Origin of the sequence: Mucilaginibacter sp. UYCu711 (assembly GCF_050433825.1) — a bacterium.
GTDB lineage: Bacteria > Bacteroidota > Bacteroidia > Sphingobacteriales > Sphingobacteriaceae > Mucilaginibacter.
In genome coordinates this window covers 277,594-293,229 of sequence record NZ_JBNPWM010000002.1, presented here as the reverse complement: position 1 = coordinate 293,229, position 15,636 = coordinate 277,594, and the positions used below count along the sequence as shown (strand labels likewise).

Annotated in this window: 17 protein-coding genes; 11 read left to right on the top strand and 6 right to left on the bottom strand. The window is 43.5% G+C overall.

The features are described from left to right. The first annotated feature begins 2 nt into the window (after window positions 1–2). The 3 genes from ABIB50_RS05375 (at window position 3) to ABIB50_RS05365 (ending at window position 2,386) form a co-directional block, all read left to right on the top strand. Complete coding sequence (locus tag ABIB50_RS05375; protein WP_429377902.1) at window positions 3–611, top strand: ribonuclease HII; 609 nt, start codon at window positions 3–5, stop codon at window positions 609–611. Window positions 612–783: 172 nt separating this feature from the next. Continuing rightward, window positions 784–1,989: a glycosyltransferase family 4 protein gene (locus tag ABIB50_RS05370; RefSeq protein ID WP_429377900.1), complete on the top strand. Its 1,206-nt coding sequence runs from the start codon at window positions 784–786 to the stop codon at window positions 1,987–1,989. A 37-nt stretch (window positions 1,990–2,026) separates the two neighbouring features. Next, window positions 2,027–2,386 (top strand): hypothetical protein, encoded by a 360-nt coding sequence (locus ABIB50_RS05365; RefSeq protein WP_429377898.1) that lies wholly within the window; start codon window positions 2,027–2,029, stop codon window positions 2,384–2,386. Window positions 2,387–3,123: 737 nt separating this feature from the next. Here the strand turns inward: ABIB50_RS05365 and ABIB50_RS05360 are convergent. Continuing rightward, entirely contained in the window at window positions 3,124–3,564 is a 441-nt protein-coding gene (locus ABIB50_RS05360; RefSeq protein WP_429377896.1) for an SRPBCC family protein, read from the bottom strand. Window positions 3,565–3,977: 413 nt separating this feature from the next. Here ABIB50_RS05360 and gcvT point away from each other — a divergent pair, with 413 nt between their 5' ends. Beyond that, window positions 3,978–5,057: a glycine cleavage system aminomethyltransferase GcvT gene (gene gcvT / locus ABIB50_RS05355; protein ID WP_429377894.1), complete on the top strand. Its 1,080-nt coding sequence runs from the start codon at window positions 3,978–3,980 to the stop codon at window positions 5,055–5,057. Between the two features lie 48 nt (window positions 5,058–5,105). Beyond that, window positions 5,106–5,873 (top strand): 2-phosphosulfolactate phosphatase, encoded by a 768-nt coding sequence (locus ABIB50_RS05350; protein WP_429377893.1) that lies wholly within the window; start codon window positions 5,106–5,108, stop codon window positions 5,871–5,873. Window positions 5,874–5,876: 3 nt separating this feature from the next. Here the strand turns inward: ABIB50_RS05350 and ABIB50_RS05345 are convergent, their stop codons facing one another. Genes ABIB50_RS05345 through ABIB50_RS05335 form a run of 3 tightly spaced genes read right to left on the bottom strand, consistent with a single transcriptional unit; the run spans window position 5,877 to window position 8,269 of the window. Continuing rightward, window positions 5,877–6,203, bottom strand: coding sequence for a nucleotide pyrophosphohydrolase (locus ABIB50_RS05345; RefSeq protein ID WP_429377891.1), 327 nt, complete (start codon window positions 6,201–6,203; stop codon window positions 5,877–5,879). Between the two features lie 2 nt (window positions 6,204–6,205). Beyond that, the gene (dtd, locus tag ABIB50_RS05340) at window positions 6,206–6,664 is read right to left on the bottom strand and encodes a D-aminoacyl-tRNA deacylase (protein ID WP_429377890.1); all 459 of its coding nucleotides are present in this window, start codon (window positions 6,662–6,664) and stop codon (window positions 6,206–6,208) included. Window positions 6,665–6,700: 36 nt separating this feature from the next. After that, a complete protein-coding gene (locus ABIB50_RS05335; RefSeq protein WP_429377888.1) occupies window positions 6,701–8,269 on the bottom strand; it encodes a glycoside hydrolase family 10 protein in 1,569 nt (522 codons plus the stop codon). Between the two features lie 261 nt (window positions 8,270–8,530). Between ABIB50_RS05335 and ABIB50_RS05330 the strand changes: the two genes are divergently transcribed. Beyond that, window positions 8,531–9,442: a hypothetical protein gene (locus ABIB50_RS05330; RefSeq protein ID WP_429377886.1), complete on the top strand. Its 912-nt coding sequence runs from the start codon at window positions 8,531–8,533 to the stop codon at window positions 9,440–9,442. A 133-nt stretch (window positions 9,443–9,575) separates the two neighbouring features. On the opposite strand, the gene ABIB50_RS05325 is transcribed toward ABIB50_RS05330, so the two are convergent. After that, complete coding sequence (locus ABIB50_RS05325; RefSeq protein ID WP_429377885.1) at window positions 9,576–10,214, bottom strand: DNA-3-methyladenine glycosylase family protein; 639 nt, start codon at window positions 10,212–10,214, stop codon at window positions 9,576–9,578. 65 nt (window positions 10,215–10,279) lie between these two features. On the opposite strand from ABIB50_RS05325, the gene ABIB50_RS05320 reads away from it, so the two are divergent. The 5 genes from ABIB50_RS05320 (at window position 10,280) to ABIB50_RS05300 (ending at window position 14,993) form a co-directional block, all read left to right on the top strand. Continuing rightward, window positions 10,280–11,560 carry a replication-associated recombination protein A gene (locus tag ABIB50_RS05320; RefSeq protein WP_429377884.1) on the top strand — a complete coding sequence of 427 codons (1,281 nt, stop codon included), beginning with the start codon at window positions 10,280–10,282 and terminating at the stop codon, window positions 11,558–11,560. Between the two features lie 78 nt (window positions 11,561–11,638). Continuing rightward, window positions 11,639–13,117, top strand: coding sequence for a DUF5687 family protein (locus ABIB50_RS05315; protein WP_429377882.1), 1,479 nt, complete (start codon window positions 11,639–11,641; stop codon window positions 13,115–13,117). Between the two features lie 2 nt (window positions 13,118–13,119). Beyond that, on the top strand, window positions 13,120–13,863 hold the full coding sequence (locus ABIB50_RS05310) for an ABC transporter ATP-binding protein (protein ID WP_429377880.1): 744 nt from the start codon (window positions 13,120–13,122) through the stop codon (window positions 13,861–13,863). 12 nt (window positions 13,864–13,875) lie between these two features. After that, a complete protein-coding gene (locus ABIB50_RS05305; protein ID WP_429377878.1) occupies window positions 13,876–14,370 on the top strand; it encodes an N-acetyltransferase family protein in 495 nt (164 codons plus the stop codon). Between the two features lie 62 nt (window positions 14,371–14,432). Further along, a complete protein-coding gene (locus ABIB50_RS05300) occupies window positions 14,433–14,993 on the top strand; it encodes a hypothetical protein (protein ID WP_429377876.1) in 561 nt (186 codons plus the stop codon). A 6-nt stretch (window positions 14,994–14,999) separates the two neighbouring features. Here ABIB50_RS05300 and ABIB50_RS05295 read toward each other — a convergent pair whose 3' ends face one another. Then, window positions 15,000–15,626, bottom strand: a complete 627-nt coding sequence (locus ABIB50_RS05295) for a hypothetical protein (RefSeq protein WP_429377875.1) — start codon at window positions 15,624–15,626, stop codon at window positions 15,000–15,002. Window positions 15,627–15,636: the final 10 nt, after the last annotated feature.

Here is a 15,636-nt window from a genome sequence, read left to right as displayed (position 1 = left end):
AAATGTTATTAGCCAGATACCAGCACGAATTTATTGAAGCAGGCTGCGACGAAGCCGGTCGCGGTTGCCTGGCAGGGCCCGTATTTGCCGCTGCCGTTATTTTGCCACATGATTTTGAACACGAACTGTTAAACGACTCTAAACTTATCCCCGAGCCGTTACGCAACACGCTGCGCACCGAGATCGAACAAAAAGCTATTGCCTATGCCGTTGCGTCATGCGACAGCCTGGAAATAGACGATATCAATATTCTGAACGCCTCGTTCCTGGCTATGCACCGTGCTATCGAAAAACTGCATCTAACCCCGCAGTTTTTAATTATCGACGGTAACCGCTTTAACAAACATCCCACCATACCGCATGCCTGTGTAGTTAAAGGCGACAGCAAGTACTTGAGTATAGCAGCCGCGTCTATCCTTGCCAAAACCTATCGCGACGATTACATGAAGCAGATAGCGGCCGAGCACCCGGAATACGACTGGCATTCCAATAAAGGCTACGGCACATTAAAACATCGCAAGTCTATTTTGCAGCATGGCTATACGCCCTATCATCGCCGCACGTTTAGCGTAAGTTTTGAAACTGATGGTGTGATGATACAGGTGCTGTAATACTTTTCGCGTTGTGGCCCTTACGCTCATGGCTTGCCCCGAAGGGAAACGCCCAAAAGTTAATAAAACACCTTTATCTCTTGCCAAATGACTCAACCCTTACAATTCGGAATAGGTTACACCTTGATACTCTAACCTTAGAATAGTATTTTTGGTAAAAACCGAATTCATTTTGAAGATCCTTATACTAAGCCATCGTGTACCCTTCCCGCAAAATGGCGGATATGCGATAGTGGTAGCCAATACCATTAAAAGCCTGGTTAGTACCGGTCATGATGTTTCGCTGGTGGCGCTTAATGCCAAGCGCCATAATTACCAGAGCAGCCTGCCGGATGAGGAACTGATGGGTAAGATCAATTACCGCGCTTATGATATTGATACCACGGTTACCGTGCTGGGCGTGGCCATGAACCTCTTCAAAAAAACATCTTTTAATGTCGATAGGTATTACGATCCGGAATTTGAAACGTTACTCATCCGCGAGCTGCGTAACAGCGATTATGACATCATCCAGTTCGAGGGGTTGTTTGTATCATTATACCTGCCGGCGGTGCGCAAGCATTCAAAAGCCAAGCTGATCTATAGGGCGCATAATATCGAGAACCAGATCTGGTGGCGGCTGGCCCTTCAAAAGCTGGATCCATTTAAAAAATCATACCTGCGGATGCATGCCCGCCGCATAAAAAACTACGAGCAGCAACAGCTTAATAAGTTTGATGCCATAACCGTATTTTCTGAACATGATAAAGACACGCTGATTGAGTACGGTATTAACGTGCCTATAGCCGTGTTGCCGATAGCCCTGAAGCTGGATCATTACAAACCTGATATTAAGAAAACCGAGTTCCCGAGCCTGTTCTTTTTAGGATCGTTAGACTGGCTGCCGAACCGCGAGGGCATGGAGTGGTTTTTAGATACATTTATAAACGACCTGATCAGCGGCGACCTGCCCGTTAAGCTCTACGTTGCAGGTAACGATATCCCCGAACGCTTTGATGATTATGAGGCATTAGGAAAGGTGTTTATACAGGGCGAGGTTGACGACGCGCTGGAGTTTGTGAACAGCAAATCCATCATGATCGTTCCGCTACTATCCGGCGGTGGTATGCGGGTTAAGATTGTGGAGGGCATGGCCATGCAGAAATGCATTATCTCTACCTCATTGGGTGCCGAGGGTATTAACTTTAAAGACGGCCACGATATCCTGATAGCCAACACCCGCGACGAGTTTTACCAGGCCATGCAACGCTGCATCCGCGACGAAGAATTTTGCATCCAGCTGGGCAAAAACGCCCGCCTGTTAGCCGAGAAGGAGCATGATATCACTTTGGTGACCAAACATTTGGTTAAGTTTTATAAGGCTTGTTGTGAGGGATGATTAAATGAAGGAAATACATTTAAGTGCTCATATCATAATGGCGGCGCCAGAGAACTGGATTTCAGAAACTAACGATCACGGTTTAACCTCATTGTATAATGCGACTGATGGTTTCGGAGCAATACAAATTTCTGTCTACACAATTCCAGATGGGCTATTTATTGATTCTGTTCAAGAATTAAAAAGTCATTTAGATGAAATTTATAAAAGCGTTGATATAGCAACGCCTTATTTTAATATTGTTGATGAAGGTGGGATTTACTGGCGATATTGGTTATTCAACTTCTCGAATGAGGTTGTGTTTATAACATATAACTGTGAGGAACCTGAAAGAGGGAAAGAAGATATCGTTGTGGATTCGATTATAAAATCTATTGAAGCGTCGCATTTCCGTTAGTTCGGATTTACAATCCCGGATTAACAATAAAAGATTAAATCAACAGAGGCGTAGCCTCGCCTCATATTGTAGCACCGGGTTTCAACCCGGTGAAAAATCGAAACAGAATAATCGAAGAGCCGTAGGTTCGGCCCATATATGTATCGTGCCCAAGGCACTCGAAAAGATTGGGGTTGCTCACCACGGGTTGAAACCCGTGGCTACAGTATTGATCGAGCCGATGGCTCTCAAAAATTTTCTTCCATTAGCCGAAAAATCTTGATCCTAACCGAAACCGTCAGCCGAAAAGCTTAGGGTGAAAACAGGTAAAACAAGTTGGGCTGTGCGGCTGCAACGTATGTGTTTGCGTTAGTCCGGATTTACAATCCCGGACTAATTGTTTTCGGATTTGTAATCCGAGTACGGAAGGAGATTGCAAATCCCCGGTAATAGCGGTCCGGGTTTATAATCCCTGACCAACAAAAAATTTAAATCAACAGAGGCGTAGCCTCGCCTCATATTGTAGCACCGGGTTTCAACCCGGTGAAAACTGAAACAGAACAAGTAAAAGAGCCGTAGGTTCGGCCCATATATGTATCGTGCCCACGGCACTCAAAAAGATTGGGGGCTTGCTCACCACGGGTTGAAACCCGTGGCTACAATATTGATCGAGCCGATGGCTCTCAAAACTTTAATAGCGGTCCGGGACTAAAAATCCGGACCAACGGAGGATGATCAATTTTAACAACCACGTTTAATTACCCTTCGCAGATCTCCTTCAACTTCGCCAGCGCCTTTGGCCAATCGTTGTTAAACATCGCTTCCCATTTCGGGTTGATGGTCATTGTCACCACCAGTTCAGTTACACCGGCATTTTCTGTAAACGCGTATTGCTCTATTGATCCTATCCATGTTTTTGCCATATCGCTTTCACGATCTTCGATGCCGCCGGGCAGTAAAACAACCAGGTGCTCAAACACTACCAGCTCATAAGGTCGGTACGTTTTTATCACGCCCCTGGTGCCGGCGCCACCGGCGGCTACAAACCTAATCTCGTTGTTTGGCCCCATCTCGCCAATGTAACGCGAATCGGGCCAGGCAACCGCTGTCCACACTTTATAAGTTTCGGCACCAAGCATGGTGTCCCATACAATTTTAGCCGGGGCCGAAATATTGGCCTTGTATGTCAATTGTTTCATACCCAAATTTAAACAACCTTCCGGAAAAACAAGGCGGCAATTACGGACTAATATAAGGGCCGTACAGGACACGGTATTACCCGACGATTACAAATTACGGCAACCCCCGACAATTAAATGGTGGCGCTATTTTATCACCACATTTTAAGTTAATTTTTTTAACTGTTTTTAACGTGCTGTTAACGCACGATGAGTGTGCATAAAAAGTGGTGAAAAATGAGTGTTTTGTTGTGCTTACACGTATGCAAGCGGTGACTAAAGCAACGTGAACTGTGGACCAAAGTAGCACGAACGTTAACTAAATGTGCATATTAATGCGATAAATGGCGCAATTTGGTGCCAATCAAAATCCTTTCGCAATAGCACGCAACCTGCCTGCATTTTTATTACTTTTGTGCCAAATATAATTTTGTATGAAGAACACAGCCTTAAGCGAAATCCACGTAAAAGCAGGTGCCAAGATGGTGCCCTTTGCCGGTTATAACATGCCCGTACAGTACGCCGGCATCAACGCCGAACACGAAACCGTACGCAAGGGGGTAGGCGTGTTTGACGTAAGCCACATGGGCGAGTTCATGCTGAAAGGTTATAAGGCGCTGGACCTTATCCAACGCGTAACCAGTAACGACGCTTCAAAACTATATGACGGCAAGGTGCAGTACTCATGCCTGCCCAACACAACCGGCGGTATTGTTGATGACCTGTTGGTTTACCGTATTGATGAGCAAACCTATATGCTGGTTGTAAACGCCTCGAACATAGAAAAAGACTGGAACTGGATTAGCCAGTTCAATACCGAAGGCGTGCCGATGAAGGATATATCAGACCGCACCTCGTTATTAGCTGTACAAGGCCCAAAAGCAGCAGAGTCCCTGCAAAGCCTTACTGATATCGACCTGGCATCAATGGAATATTATACCTTTAAAAAGGGAACATTTGCAGGTATTGATAACGTTGTAGTATCTGCAACCGGCTATACCGGCGCAGGCGGCTTTGAGCTATATGTAGATAATGAGCATGCCGAAGCTATCTGGAACGCCGTATTTAAAGCCGGCGAGCCCTTTGGTATTAAACCTATAGGCCTGGGCGCACGCGATACGCTGCGTTTAGAAATGGGGTTCTGCCTGTATGGTAATGATATTGATGATACCACCTCGCCATTAGAAGCCGGTTTAGGCTGGGTAACCAAGTTTAATAAAGAGTTCACCAACTCGGTAGCCTTAGCCGGGCAAAAAGCGGCCGGTGTAAGCCAAAAGCTGGTTGGTTTTGAAATGATAGACCGCGGTATACCACGCCACGACTACGAGATAGTTGATGCCGAAGGCAATAACATAGGCAAAGTAACCTCGGGTACACAATCGCCATCGTTACAAAAAGCTATAGGCATGGGTTATGTAAAAACCCAGTTTGCCAAAGAAGGAACCGAGATCTTTATAAAGATCCGCGATAACAGCATTAAGGCTAAGATAGTTAAGCCACCATTTTATAAATAATAGCCCCCTAACCCCCCAAAAGGGGGTACTTAAAATAAGACGATAGTAATGACTTTACATACCAACACACATTCAGCACCCCCGTTAGGGGGCGGGGGGGGCGAACCTAAATTAGAAGTTTGCCTTACGCCTGCGCTTATCCCGCTGTACAATGTTGAAGAATACGTTGTAGTAGTTATAGATATTTTCAGGGCTACAACCTCCATTTGTTATGGTATTGAAAACGGTGCCGAAGCTATTATCCCGGTATCGCAGGTTGAAGAGTGCAGCGCTTACCGCGAGAAGGGCCTGGACTACCTCTTAGCCGCCGAGCGTAATGGCGAAGTGGTTGACGGCTTTGATTTTGGTAACTCACCATTTTCCTACACTAAAGAAAAAGTTGCGGGTAAAACCATCGTGTTAACTACCACCAATGGTACACACGCCCTGCACCTATCGCGCAGCGCAAAGAAAATAGTTATAGGCGCTTTTATAAACCTGACTGCCATTTGCAACTGGTTAAAGCAACAAAACCAAAATATCTTGTTGGTATGCTCGGGTTGGAAAAACAACTTTAACCTGGAGGACACCCTGTTTGCAGGTGCCGTAGTTGAGCAATTAAAAGGCAGCGGCTTTGTAGTTGACGATCCCGCCATTGCCGCTAATGACCTTTACCAAATAGCCAAAGCCGACCTGGACGCCTATCTTAAAAAAACATCGCACAGTGAGCGCCTGAAAGCATTAGGCATTGAGGCCGATATTGAGTTTTGTTTAAAGGTTGACCTGACTACCGCTATCCCTGTTTTGGATGGGGATAGGCTGGTTAAGTTGCAGTAACTGTTACTTTAGCTTCTCATTATTCCTATGCCGGTCGGCATCGCGGATGCTTTTCTTTTCCAGGTTTTTTTGCAGGGCTTCGGTAAGATTAATACCCGTTTGGTTGGCCAGGCATATCAGCACAAACAAAACATCAGCCATTTCATCGGCAAGGTTAACTTCGGTATCAGATTTTTTGAAGGATTGCTCGCCGTATTGCCGCGCCATAATACGGGCAACTTCGCCAACCTCTTCCATTAATATAGCCGTATTGGTTAGCTCGTTAAAATAACGGATACCGGTTGTTTTTATCCAGTTGTCTACGAGTTTTTGTGCTTCAGCTAACTCCATAATTAGTGGTTTTCTTTGTCTTTAGTGTCCATGATGATGGTAACAGGCCCATCGTTAACCAAACTTATCTTCATATCGGCACCAAATATTCCTGTCGCGGTTTTTTTGCCGGTTAGGCTGTCAAGCGTTTTTATCATTTGCTCATATAGGGGGATAGCGTTATCCGGCCGGGCGGCTTTAATAAATGATGGCCGGTTCCCTTTTTTAGTTTGGGCGAATAGCGTAAACTGCGATATCAGCAAAATACTGCCGTCGACATCAGCCAATGCTTTATTCATTAGGCCGTTTTCATCCCCAAAAACACGCATGCCGTATATTTTCCGGGCCAACCATTGCAGGTCTTCTTCTGTGTCGGCATCCTCAATACCTAACAGTACCAGGAAACCCGGGCCTATTTCGCCGGTTACCTGGCTATCAACCCTACAGCTTGCTTCAGAAACACGTTGTATTACCGCTCTCATTTTATAAAATCAGGCGGCAATATAATAAATATGATGTTATTGAACGGTCACCGCTATGGCAGGTGTGCGCTCGCTTTCATTTTTTATCCTGTCGATAGCCGTTACCAAATACAGGTAAGTTTTATTACGTTGGGCGGTATTATCCACAAAAAACGGTGTAACATCATATTGTACATGCAATATGTGTTCCGGTGTTGATATATCGATCTTTTCCTCTCCTTCAAAACGGTAAATAACATAGCCATATACAGGTTCTTTGTCTTTTGCCGGCAACGGGGCTTCCCACTTTAATTGTACCTGGGTTGAGTTAGGCATTTTAGTAACCACCAAATTACGTGGCGCATTAGGCGCTATCGAATCTAACCATAACATTACCGGCGGTAGTGCTGGATATTTATAATAGTTAAGGCTTAATGAATCTCTAAAACCCAGTTTATTATTTGTTAATGATTGCGAGCTGAAATAAACGCTGCCCTGTACTCTTGGATTGTTACGCAATAATCTTACTTCGTCAGACATTTCGCTTGGCTTGTCAAAGGCGGGTAACTGATGTTCATTTACACGATAGGCAGCATGGCCAATATATAAATGCCGGTTATACGTATTATCGCTCCACCATAGCACCAGTTTATCATACGCCATCAGCCTATCTCCGATAGGTCTGTATAATTGTGGATTAATATAATCAACCCAGCCCTCTTTTATCCACTTGCGCGCATCGGCATACAGTTCGTAATAGGTATCACCGCCGTGCGTATCAGACCCCTCTGGGTTTTGCGATTTATTGGCCCAGATCCCGAACGGACTTACACCAAATTTCATTCGCGGATTATGCTTGTGGATACTATCTGTCAGCATTTTTATCAACTTGTTTACGTTATCTCGTCGCCAATCGCGGATATCGGAAAACCCGCTTCCGTATTGCTGGTAAGCTGCGGCGTCGTTTATCTTTTGGCCGGCAATGGCATACGGATAAAAATAATCATCCATGTGCACGCCGTCTATATCATAATTGTCAACCACGTTCAAAATAACCTGTACAATGTATTCGCGCACTTCGGGCAAGCCGGGGTTAAAGGTTTTAAGCCCACCATAGGTAAAAAACCACTCTGGGTGTTTGTTGGTGATATGCTCAGGGCTTAAACCCGAATATTTATTATCAGTAGTTGCACGGTAAGGGTTAAACCAGGCATGCAGTTCTATGCCGCGTTTATGCGCTTCGGTAATGGCAAATTCCAACGGGTCATAAAACGGATTAGGTACCTGCCCCTGTTTACCCATTAACCATTTAGACCATGGTTCGGTGCCCTTTGCGTAAAACGCGTCGGCAGCCGGGCGCACCTGGAACATTACAGCATTAAGGCCGGTACGCTGGTGCTGATCTAATATGCTCAGCAGCTTTTGTTTTTGCTGCTCGACAGTTGACCGCGGCGAGGGCCAGTCTATATTACCAACCGTTGCTACCCATACCCCCCTGAACTCGCGCTTAGGGTGATCCTTTAGTTTTTGTTTGGCTATCGAGTCGGCTTGAGTTGGATTTTGGGCGTTGGCTTTGGTTAAAATGGCTAACGAAACCAATAAAATAAGATAGCGTAAATACTGCATTAAAGGGCTTGTTTTAAGAACTGCAAAGATATAAACTACTTAATAAGGTGGTTTATTATGGCGAATAATAATTGCGTTTTAATCAATTTGTACATACTTTTAGGAATATTTATAGCCATTTGTAAAAAACATTATCATAAATTTCGCATTATTACGTATAGTTATAGTTAACAATAATAAATGCAGGTACAATCAGTCCTGACAGTAGGCAAATACCCTGCCGCATTTATTATTATTTAAGTATTAAACCAGATAATTTTTATGGAGAACCAAACAACACAAGAGCCTAAAAAAAATTCGAACGTTATTTACTTTTTGGTAGTGGTAATTGTAGCTTTATTAGGCACTGACGTGTATTTATACATGAAGAAAAACAATTCTGACCAAAGAATTGCCGTGCAGAGCGACGAGAAAACAAAATTGCAAGTTGAACTGGATAGCCTTGAAGCGCAGATAGAACAGGTAAGCGCCGGTAAAACAAAAATGTCGGCCGAGCTGCAAGCTAAAAACGACTCGCTCAGAGCAAAAATAAAAGTATTAAGAAGCGACCTTGCCAAAGGCAAATTAACCGCCGAAGAATTAAGCAAAGCACAGGAGGATGTTAAGCAGCTACGCTACTTTGTTACCAAGTACACTGCTGATATTGAGGAGCTGAGAAAAGAAAACGTATCCTTAGTTACCGAAAGGGATACTTTAAAAACTAACTTAACTACAGTTAGCGCTAAAGCAACCGATCTTGAAAAACAAAACCAGGACCTTAATACCAAAGTACAGGTTGCATCAGCCATAAAAGTTGGCGCCGCCAGCGTAGTTGGTTACAAGGTTAAAAAGAATGGCAAGGAAAGCGACGAAACCAAAGCCAAAAACGTTAATAAGCTAAAGATAAACTTTACGGTCGCCAGCAATGCTGTGGCAGCCAAAGGATCGCATGATGTTTTTATCCGTATTATCGACCCGATTGGTAACCTGATAACTACTGACGACAGCGGTACATTTAATGCCGATAATCAGGACCTGCAATACACCTACAAAACATCTATTGATTATAAAGACGATGGTGTTAACTACACTGTCGACTGGATGTACGCGCAACCATTCCAAAAAGGCACTTATACCGTATTATTATATGCCGATGGTTATACCATGGGCAAAACGGGTGTGACGTTTAAATAAAACTGGTCGACAAAATAAAAAAAGAGTCCCGATGTATGTTGGGGCTCTTTTTTGTTTTAAGGTGTATGTACCAGGAACAGGTGGCACACCTGGTACACTTGGTACAGCTGGTACACTTGGTACAGCTGGTACACTATTTACTCTTTACCTTTTTAGGTGCCGACAGGTAGTAATGCCACAATAGTATGGTAGCTACTGTCCTGTAAGGCTGCCATTGGGTGGCTACGTCAATTAACACCTCGCGGGTTGTGCTACTGGGTAATCCTTTAACCCGTTTTAAAGCGTTAACTGCTGCCAGGTCGCCTATGGGGAATATATCCGCGCGCTGCAGCACAAACATCAGGTAAACATCCACCGTCCAGTTACCAATGCCTTTTAGGGCTACCAGTTGTGAGCGAATTTCATCACCGGGCAGATCCTCAAAATGCCGCAGGTTAATTTGTCCGCTTAGTATGGCTTCGGCTAAATATTTAATGTAGGCGGTTTTTTGGCGGCTGCAATAACAGGCCCTAAACTCTTCGTCGGTTAATAACAATACCCGTCCAGGTGTAATTTCCTGTACCCGTTCGCGTAGCTTATTTAAGGCTGATAATGCCGACGCCAGCGAAACCTGTTGCTCTAAAATAATATGAACTAATGTTTCAAAGGTGTTAGGCCGGCTCCATAATGGCGGGTAGTCATGAGTGTTGATGATGGCTCCCAATGCTTCGTCAGCTAATGCCAGCTTATCACAAATAGTATGAAAATTGGAATGGGTAAACTTGTTGATCATATAATTGTTATTTAAAAATACTAAAAAATTTAGGAATTAGCGTTTCCTTTTCAGATTTTTACTACATGAACAATTTGCCGCCATTAGCAGAGCGCATGCGCCCAAAAAACCTCGACGATTACGTTGGCCAGAAACACCTGGTTGGCCCCGGGGCGGTATTGCGTAAGGCTATAGAGAGCGGCTCGTTGCCCTCCATGCTGTTTTGGGGGCCGCCGGGCGTTGGTAAAACCACGCTGGCTTATATCATCTCTCAAACGCTGGACAGGCCCTTCTTTTCGCTGAGCGCCATTAACTCGGGCGTTAAGGATGTGCGCGAGGTTATTGAAACCGCTTCGCGGTTAAAAGAAGAAGGCGACGCCATGCCCGTACTGTTTATTGATGAGATCCATCGGTTCTCGAAATCGCAGCAGGACTCGTTATTAGGGGCCGTTGAGCGGGGCATTGTTACACTGATAGGCGCCACTACCGAAAACCCATCCTTCGAGGTAATATCGGCTTTGCTATCGCGATGCCAGGTTTATATCCTGCAACCGTTAGAAGAAGCTGATTTGGTAAATCTTTTGGAGAAGGCCAAAAAGGAGGATGTCGTTATCAGCAAAAAAACGATCGACATAAAAGAACACGAAGCCTTACTGCGTCTGTCGGGTGGTGATGCGCGTAAGCTTTTGAACATATTTGAACTTCTCGTAAATGCCATATCGGGCAAAAAAATAGAGCTGACCAATAAAATAGTGCTGGAACATGTACAGCAAAACATGGCGCTGTATGATAAAGCCGGCGAACAGCATTACGATATCATATCGGCCTTTATTAAATCCATGCGCGGCAGCGACCCCAACGGCGCGGTTTATTGGCTGGCGCGAATGATAGCCGGTGGCGAGGATCCCTTGTTTATTGCAAGGCGGATGCTGATCCTTTCATCAGAAGATATCGGCAATGCCAACCCTAATGCCTTATTGCTGGCGCAGGCCTGCTTTAACTCGGTTAATGTGATCGGGATGCCCGAGTCGCAGTTGATCCTGTCACAAACCGCCATATACCTTGCTACCTCCGCCAAAAGCAATTCGGCTACTACCGCTATTGGTGCAGCCATGGGCCTGGTAAAACAAACCGGCGACCTGCCCGTACCGCTGCACCTGCGCAATGCCCCGACCAAGCTGATGAAGAATATTGGCTATGGTAAAGACTATAAGTATGCGCACAACTTTGAGGGCAACTTTGTCAACCTTGACTTTTTACCCGATGCCATAAAAGGCACAAAAATTTACGAGCCGGGTAACAACCCACGCGAGCACGAGTCAAAAGAAAAGTTAAAAAAATTATGGGGCGATAAGTACAAGTATTAGCCCGCTTTTTCCTTTTATTTTAAATTATTTAATTATAATTACAGTAATTAAAAACTCATTCGTCATAGCGGGTACCATATGATCTCAACTTTCTTTAGTCACGAATTAAAAGCCTTTTGGCGTACCAAAAACGCGGGTAAAAACGTAGCTGTACGTATCATCATGTCGGTATTAATTTTAATACTGATGTTGTATGTTGTGGCCGCCGGTTTTTTCATGGATATGATCCTGAAAAAAGCATTCCCGCACGATTCACTTATAGTTTCGTTTTGCGGGTTCGTCCTTATTTATTTTATAGGCGAACTGTTTTCCAGGATTCAATTACAGGAGCTGCCCACATTAAGGGTCCAGCCTTATTTACAGCTACCCATTAAACGCAATTCCATTGTTGGGTACCTGGCATTTACATCGCTTTTTTCAGTGTTTAATTTATGGCCCTTCCTGCTTTTCTGGCCGTTCCTTTTTAAGATCATTTTGCACGATGCCGGTGGCATGGCCACATTAAGTTTTATTATAGCCATATTAGGTATTTCCATATTTAACAACTACCTGGCACTATATATCAAACGCAAGGCAAATATAAACGGCTGGGTATTTTTAATTGCCACTACCGTTTTGGTATTAGTAATCGCCGGCGATTTTTTGTGGCATCTATATTCTATCCGGAATCTTTCGTACTTATTTTTTGGCAATGTAATTAAACAGCCGGCTTTAGCACTTATCCCCGTAGCAATGGGTATTTTGATGTATTATTTTAACTTCGTATACCTTAAGCAAAATCTGTACCTCGAGGACCTTATCACCAAAAAAGATAAATATAAAAGCAGTACCGAGTACCCTATACTAAGTTATTTTGGCGCAACCGGAGATTTGGTTGCCAACGAGGTTAAACTGATATTACGCAACAAGCGCCCGCGTTCGGCCCTTGTTATGTCATTACTTTTTTTGCTGTATGGATTAATGTTTTATGCCAATCCGGCCTTTAAAAGCAGCGAAGGCATTAAAATTTTTGCCGGCATGTTTATGACGGGCTTTTTCATTATTAGCTATGGCCAGTTTATGTTTAGCTGGCAGGCATCTCATTTCGATGGGCTAATGGTAAGCAAGGTTAATTTTGCTAATTTTTTAAAAGGCAAGTATTTAATGTTTACCGTTGCCAGTACAGTTGCTTTTTTATTGACCATTCCATATGTATATTTCGGCTGGCGCGTATTATTAATTCATTTAGCACTGTATTTATGGAACCTGGGCATTACCACCAACATCGTATTATACTTTGCTAACCGCAATGCTAAACGTATCGATCTGAGCAAAGGCGCGTCATTTAACTGGGAAGGTGTTGGGGCAACACAGTTATTGATGTCGTTCCTGCTGTTTTTGCCGCCAATGATAGCTTACCTACCCTTTAAACTATTGGGGTATCCAAATCTTGCCCTGCTTTTTACAGCAATGGTTGGTATAGCCGGGATACTTACACGCGGCTACTTCATCAAATTTTTGGAGGCCGATTTTTACAAACGAAAATTTACTATACTTGACGGTTTTAGAAACAAATAATAATGATACAAGTAAAAGATCTGAAGAAAGTTTATAGCGGCGTTATCGTTGTAAATATTCCTGAATTAGAAATCAGGCAGGGCGAGAGTATCGGACTGGTTGGTAATAATGGAGCGGGTAAAACTACCTTGTTCCGCATGATACTGGATCTGATCCGCCCCGAAAGTGGCCAGGTTTTATCAAAAGGCGAACCGGTAGCAGGCAGCGAAAATTGGAAAAATTACACTGCGTCTTATTTAGACGAGGGTTTCCTGATAGACTATCTGACACCCGAAGAATACTTTTACTTCATCGGCGGCCTGCACCAGCAAACCCGCGCGCATGTTGATGATTTTTTAGCCGGCTATTCCGACTTCTTTAACGGCGAGATATTGAAACGCGGCAAATACATCCGCGATCTGTCAAAAGGCAATCAAACCAAAGTAGGCATAGCCTCGTGTTTAATGCAACAACCGGAGATCCTGATGCTGGATGAGCCTTTTGCCAATATCGACCCAACCACACAGTTCAGGTTAAAGAACCTGATCAAAGAGGCTAATCAAAAAGGTGTAACCACCCTGGTATCAAGCCATGACCTTAACCACGTTACTGATGTTTGCGACCGCATTCTGCTAATGGAAAAAGGCAGGATCATCAAAGATATAGCCACCAGTTCATCAACCCTGGCAGAGCTGGAGCAATATTTTGCTATTGGCGAAACTGCTGCAACTGTTAATGTAAAAATTGACGAGGAAGAGAATCATTAAAGACCTCTTTTCATGTACACTATCCGCGAAGCAACCGTTTACGACGTAGAAACCATACGGCAACTGGCCCATGAAATTTGGTGGCCCACCTATTCGCCGATACTTGAAGCCGAACAAATAAACTTTATGCTGGGCGAGATCTATTCGCACGAAAAGCTAACTACTCAAATAGACCAAGGCATTCAAACGTTCCTGCTGTTATCAGAGGATGAAACTCCGGTTGCATTTGCTTCCTATTCACCCCGTGACGACGACCCCGAAATTTATAAGCTGCATAAGATCTATTGCCTGCCGTCAACCCAGGGAAAGGGTTACGGAAAAATATTGCTAAATGAGATTATTGGCAAAGTGGTTGAAGCCGGTAAAACCGTTTTAGAGCTTAATGTAAACCGATATAATAATGCTAAAAGCTTCTACGAAAAAATGGGCTTTAATGTCGTATCCGAAGAAGACATAGCCATCGGCCCATATTGGATGAATGATTATGTTATGCGGAAAGAATTGTAAATATCTGAATTTTTTCTTTTTTATAAAGAAAAAGGTACTTTAGAATAAAATACTTAAACCCAATGCACTTCTTTCTTAGTAAGAAAACCGCCTTAAAATTAAAACTATTAGCTTGGTATCAAATATTAGGCGGAATATGTGGGATTGCTTTAACTATTTGGTTATTGGCTCATACAAATCAAATTACGGGACTGATTCTTTTATTCCTTTTAGTGGCTTTTGGATTGTTTGGGTTTTCTATTTATTGCGGACGGCTTTTACTTTCTGACAAATATTTGTTTGGCTTTAATTTGACTATCGTTAATCAGGCATTACAAATCTTAAGTTTCAAAATGCTTGGTTACGGGTTTATGTATATAGCCGGAAGTATGCTGCTTTGCAAAATATCATTTAACCACGGCTTTAACTTCTCTTTTAATTTTTCTTTGACTTCCACATGGAATATCGCTTTTAATACAGACGATACGCCTTTTGAATTGGGAATTAATTTTGTAGCTGTTTTTATGCTCTATTGGGTTGAGAAATTACAAACTTTGGTTAAAAAAGAAAAAGCCATAGCTAATGAAGAAGAGAATGAAGCCACATTAGCACCTATAGAAGAGGTGGGTGATGCTCCTGCATAAATGTCGTTACAATACTGCCGTTTGCACATCAATAGGCGTACGCTTTACATAGTTTATTCCGGTCCTCATCATATATAAGCCATAGCAGGTTGTCGAAAAAGCCATCCCGATACCCACAAACAAAATAATATGTGCCGGCTCCATGGTTTTATTCAATGTAAAAACAATGCCGCAAATGGCGATGATGGTCGACCACGTAGCTATGTAATAATCAAGCGTACGTTTAAATAGCTTTGCCATTGGATAAAAATGCAAGCCCACCACCAAAGCAATAACAGGTATTACCAGGTCGGGGTGCCCAAGATTGATCACCAGGTTTACGGCTATAAAAATACCCAACCCCTCGCCGCCGAAAATAATACCAAACCACATGCCGTCCTTTTTGCCGCGGGCCTTATCTGCATCACTGCTTAAAACCGGAAAACGTTTGGCTACGGAGAAAAAGTAAACCGAGCTGCCTATAAAGCCAATTACCAGCGTACTAAAAAATGCTATTTCAAAATACTTTGCATCGCTATTCAAGCTGCCACTGGCGATACCCGCCCACACGGTTGTAAAAACAGCCATCAGTAAAAGCCCGGTAGCTACACTTTGTATAGCTACACGGGGTATTTTATGCAGAGGAGTTTCCATTATCTTTAAA

Bases quoted from the DNA above. Each gene is read 5' to 3' on its own strand.
- ABIB50_RS05305 (WP_429377878.1), top strand. From the start codon at position 13,876: ATGTACACTATCCGCGAAGCAACCGTTTACGACGTAGAAACCATACGG.
- ABIB50_RS05335 (WP_429377888.1), bottom strand. From the start codon at position 8,269: ATGCAGTATTTACGCTATCTTATTTTATTGGTTTCGTTAGCCATTTTA.
- ABIB50_RS05330 (WP_429377886.1), top strand. From the start codon at position 8,531: ATGGAGAACCAAACAACACAAGAGCCTAAAAAAAATTCGAACGTTATT.
- ABIB50_RS05315 (WP_429377882.1), top strand. From the start codon at position 11,639: ATGATCTCAACTTTCTTTAGTCACGAATTAAAAGCCTTTTGGCGTACC.
- ABIB50_RS05300 (WP_429377876.1), top strand. From the start codon at position 14,433: ATGCACTTCTTTCTTAGTAAGAAAACCGCCTTAAAATTAAAACTATTA.
- ABIB50_RS05310 (WP_429377880.1), top strand. From the start codon at position 13,120: ATGATACAAGTAAAAGATCTGAAGAAAGTTTATAGCGGCGTTATCGTT.
- ABIB50_RS05365 (WP_429377898.1), top strand. From the start codon at position 2,027: ATGGCGGCGCCAGAGAACTGGATTTCAGAAACTAACGATCACGGTTTA.
- ABIB50_RS05295 (WP_429377875.1), bottom strand. From the start codon at position 15,626: ATGGAAACTCCTCTGCATAAAATACCCCGTGTAGCTATACAAAGTGTA.
- gcvT (WP_429377894.1), top strand. From the start codon at position 3,978: ATGAAGAACACAGCCTTAAGCGAAATCCACGTAAAAGCAGGTGCCAAG.
- ABIB50_RS05375 (WP_429377902.1), top strand. From the start codon at position 3: ATGTTATTAGCCAGATACCAGCACGAATTTATTGAAGCAGGCTGCGAC.
- ABIB50_RS05345 (WP_429377891.1), bottom strand. From the start codon at position 6,203: ATGGAGTTAGCTGAAGCACAAAAACTCGTAGACAACTGGATAAAAACA.
- ABIB50_RS05320 (WP_429377884.1), top strand. From the start codon at position 10,280: ATGAACAATTTGCCGCCATTAGCAGAGCGCATGCGCCCAAAAAACCTC.
- ABIB50_RS05325 (WP_429377885.1), bottom strand. From the start codon at position 10,214: ATGATCAACAAGTTTACCCATTCCAATTTTCATACTATTTGTGATAAG.
- dtd (WP_429377890.1), bottom strand. From the start codon at position 6,664: ATGAGAGCGGTAATACAACGTGTTTCTGAAGCAAGCTGTAGGGTTGAT.
- ABIB50_RS05350 (WP_429377893.1), top strand. From the start codon at position 5,106: ATGACTTTACATACCAACACACATTCAGCACCCCCGTTAGGGGGCGGG.
- ABIB50_RS05360 (WP_429377896.1), bottom strand. From the start codon at position 3,564: ATGAAACAATTGACATACAAGGCCAATATTTCGGCCCCGGCTAAAATT.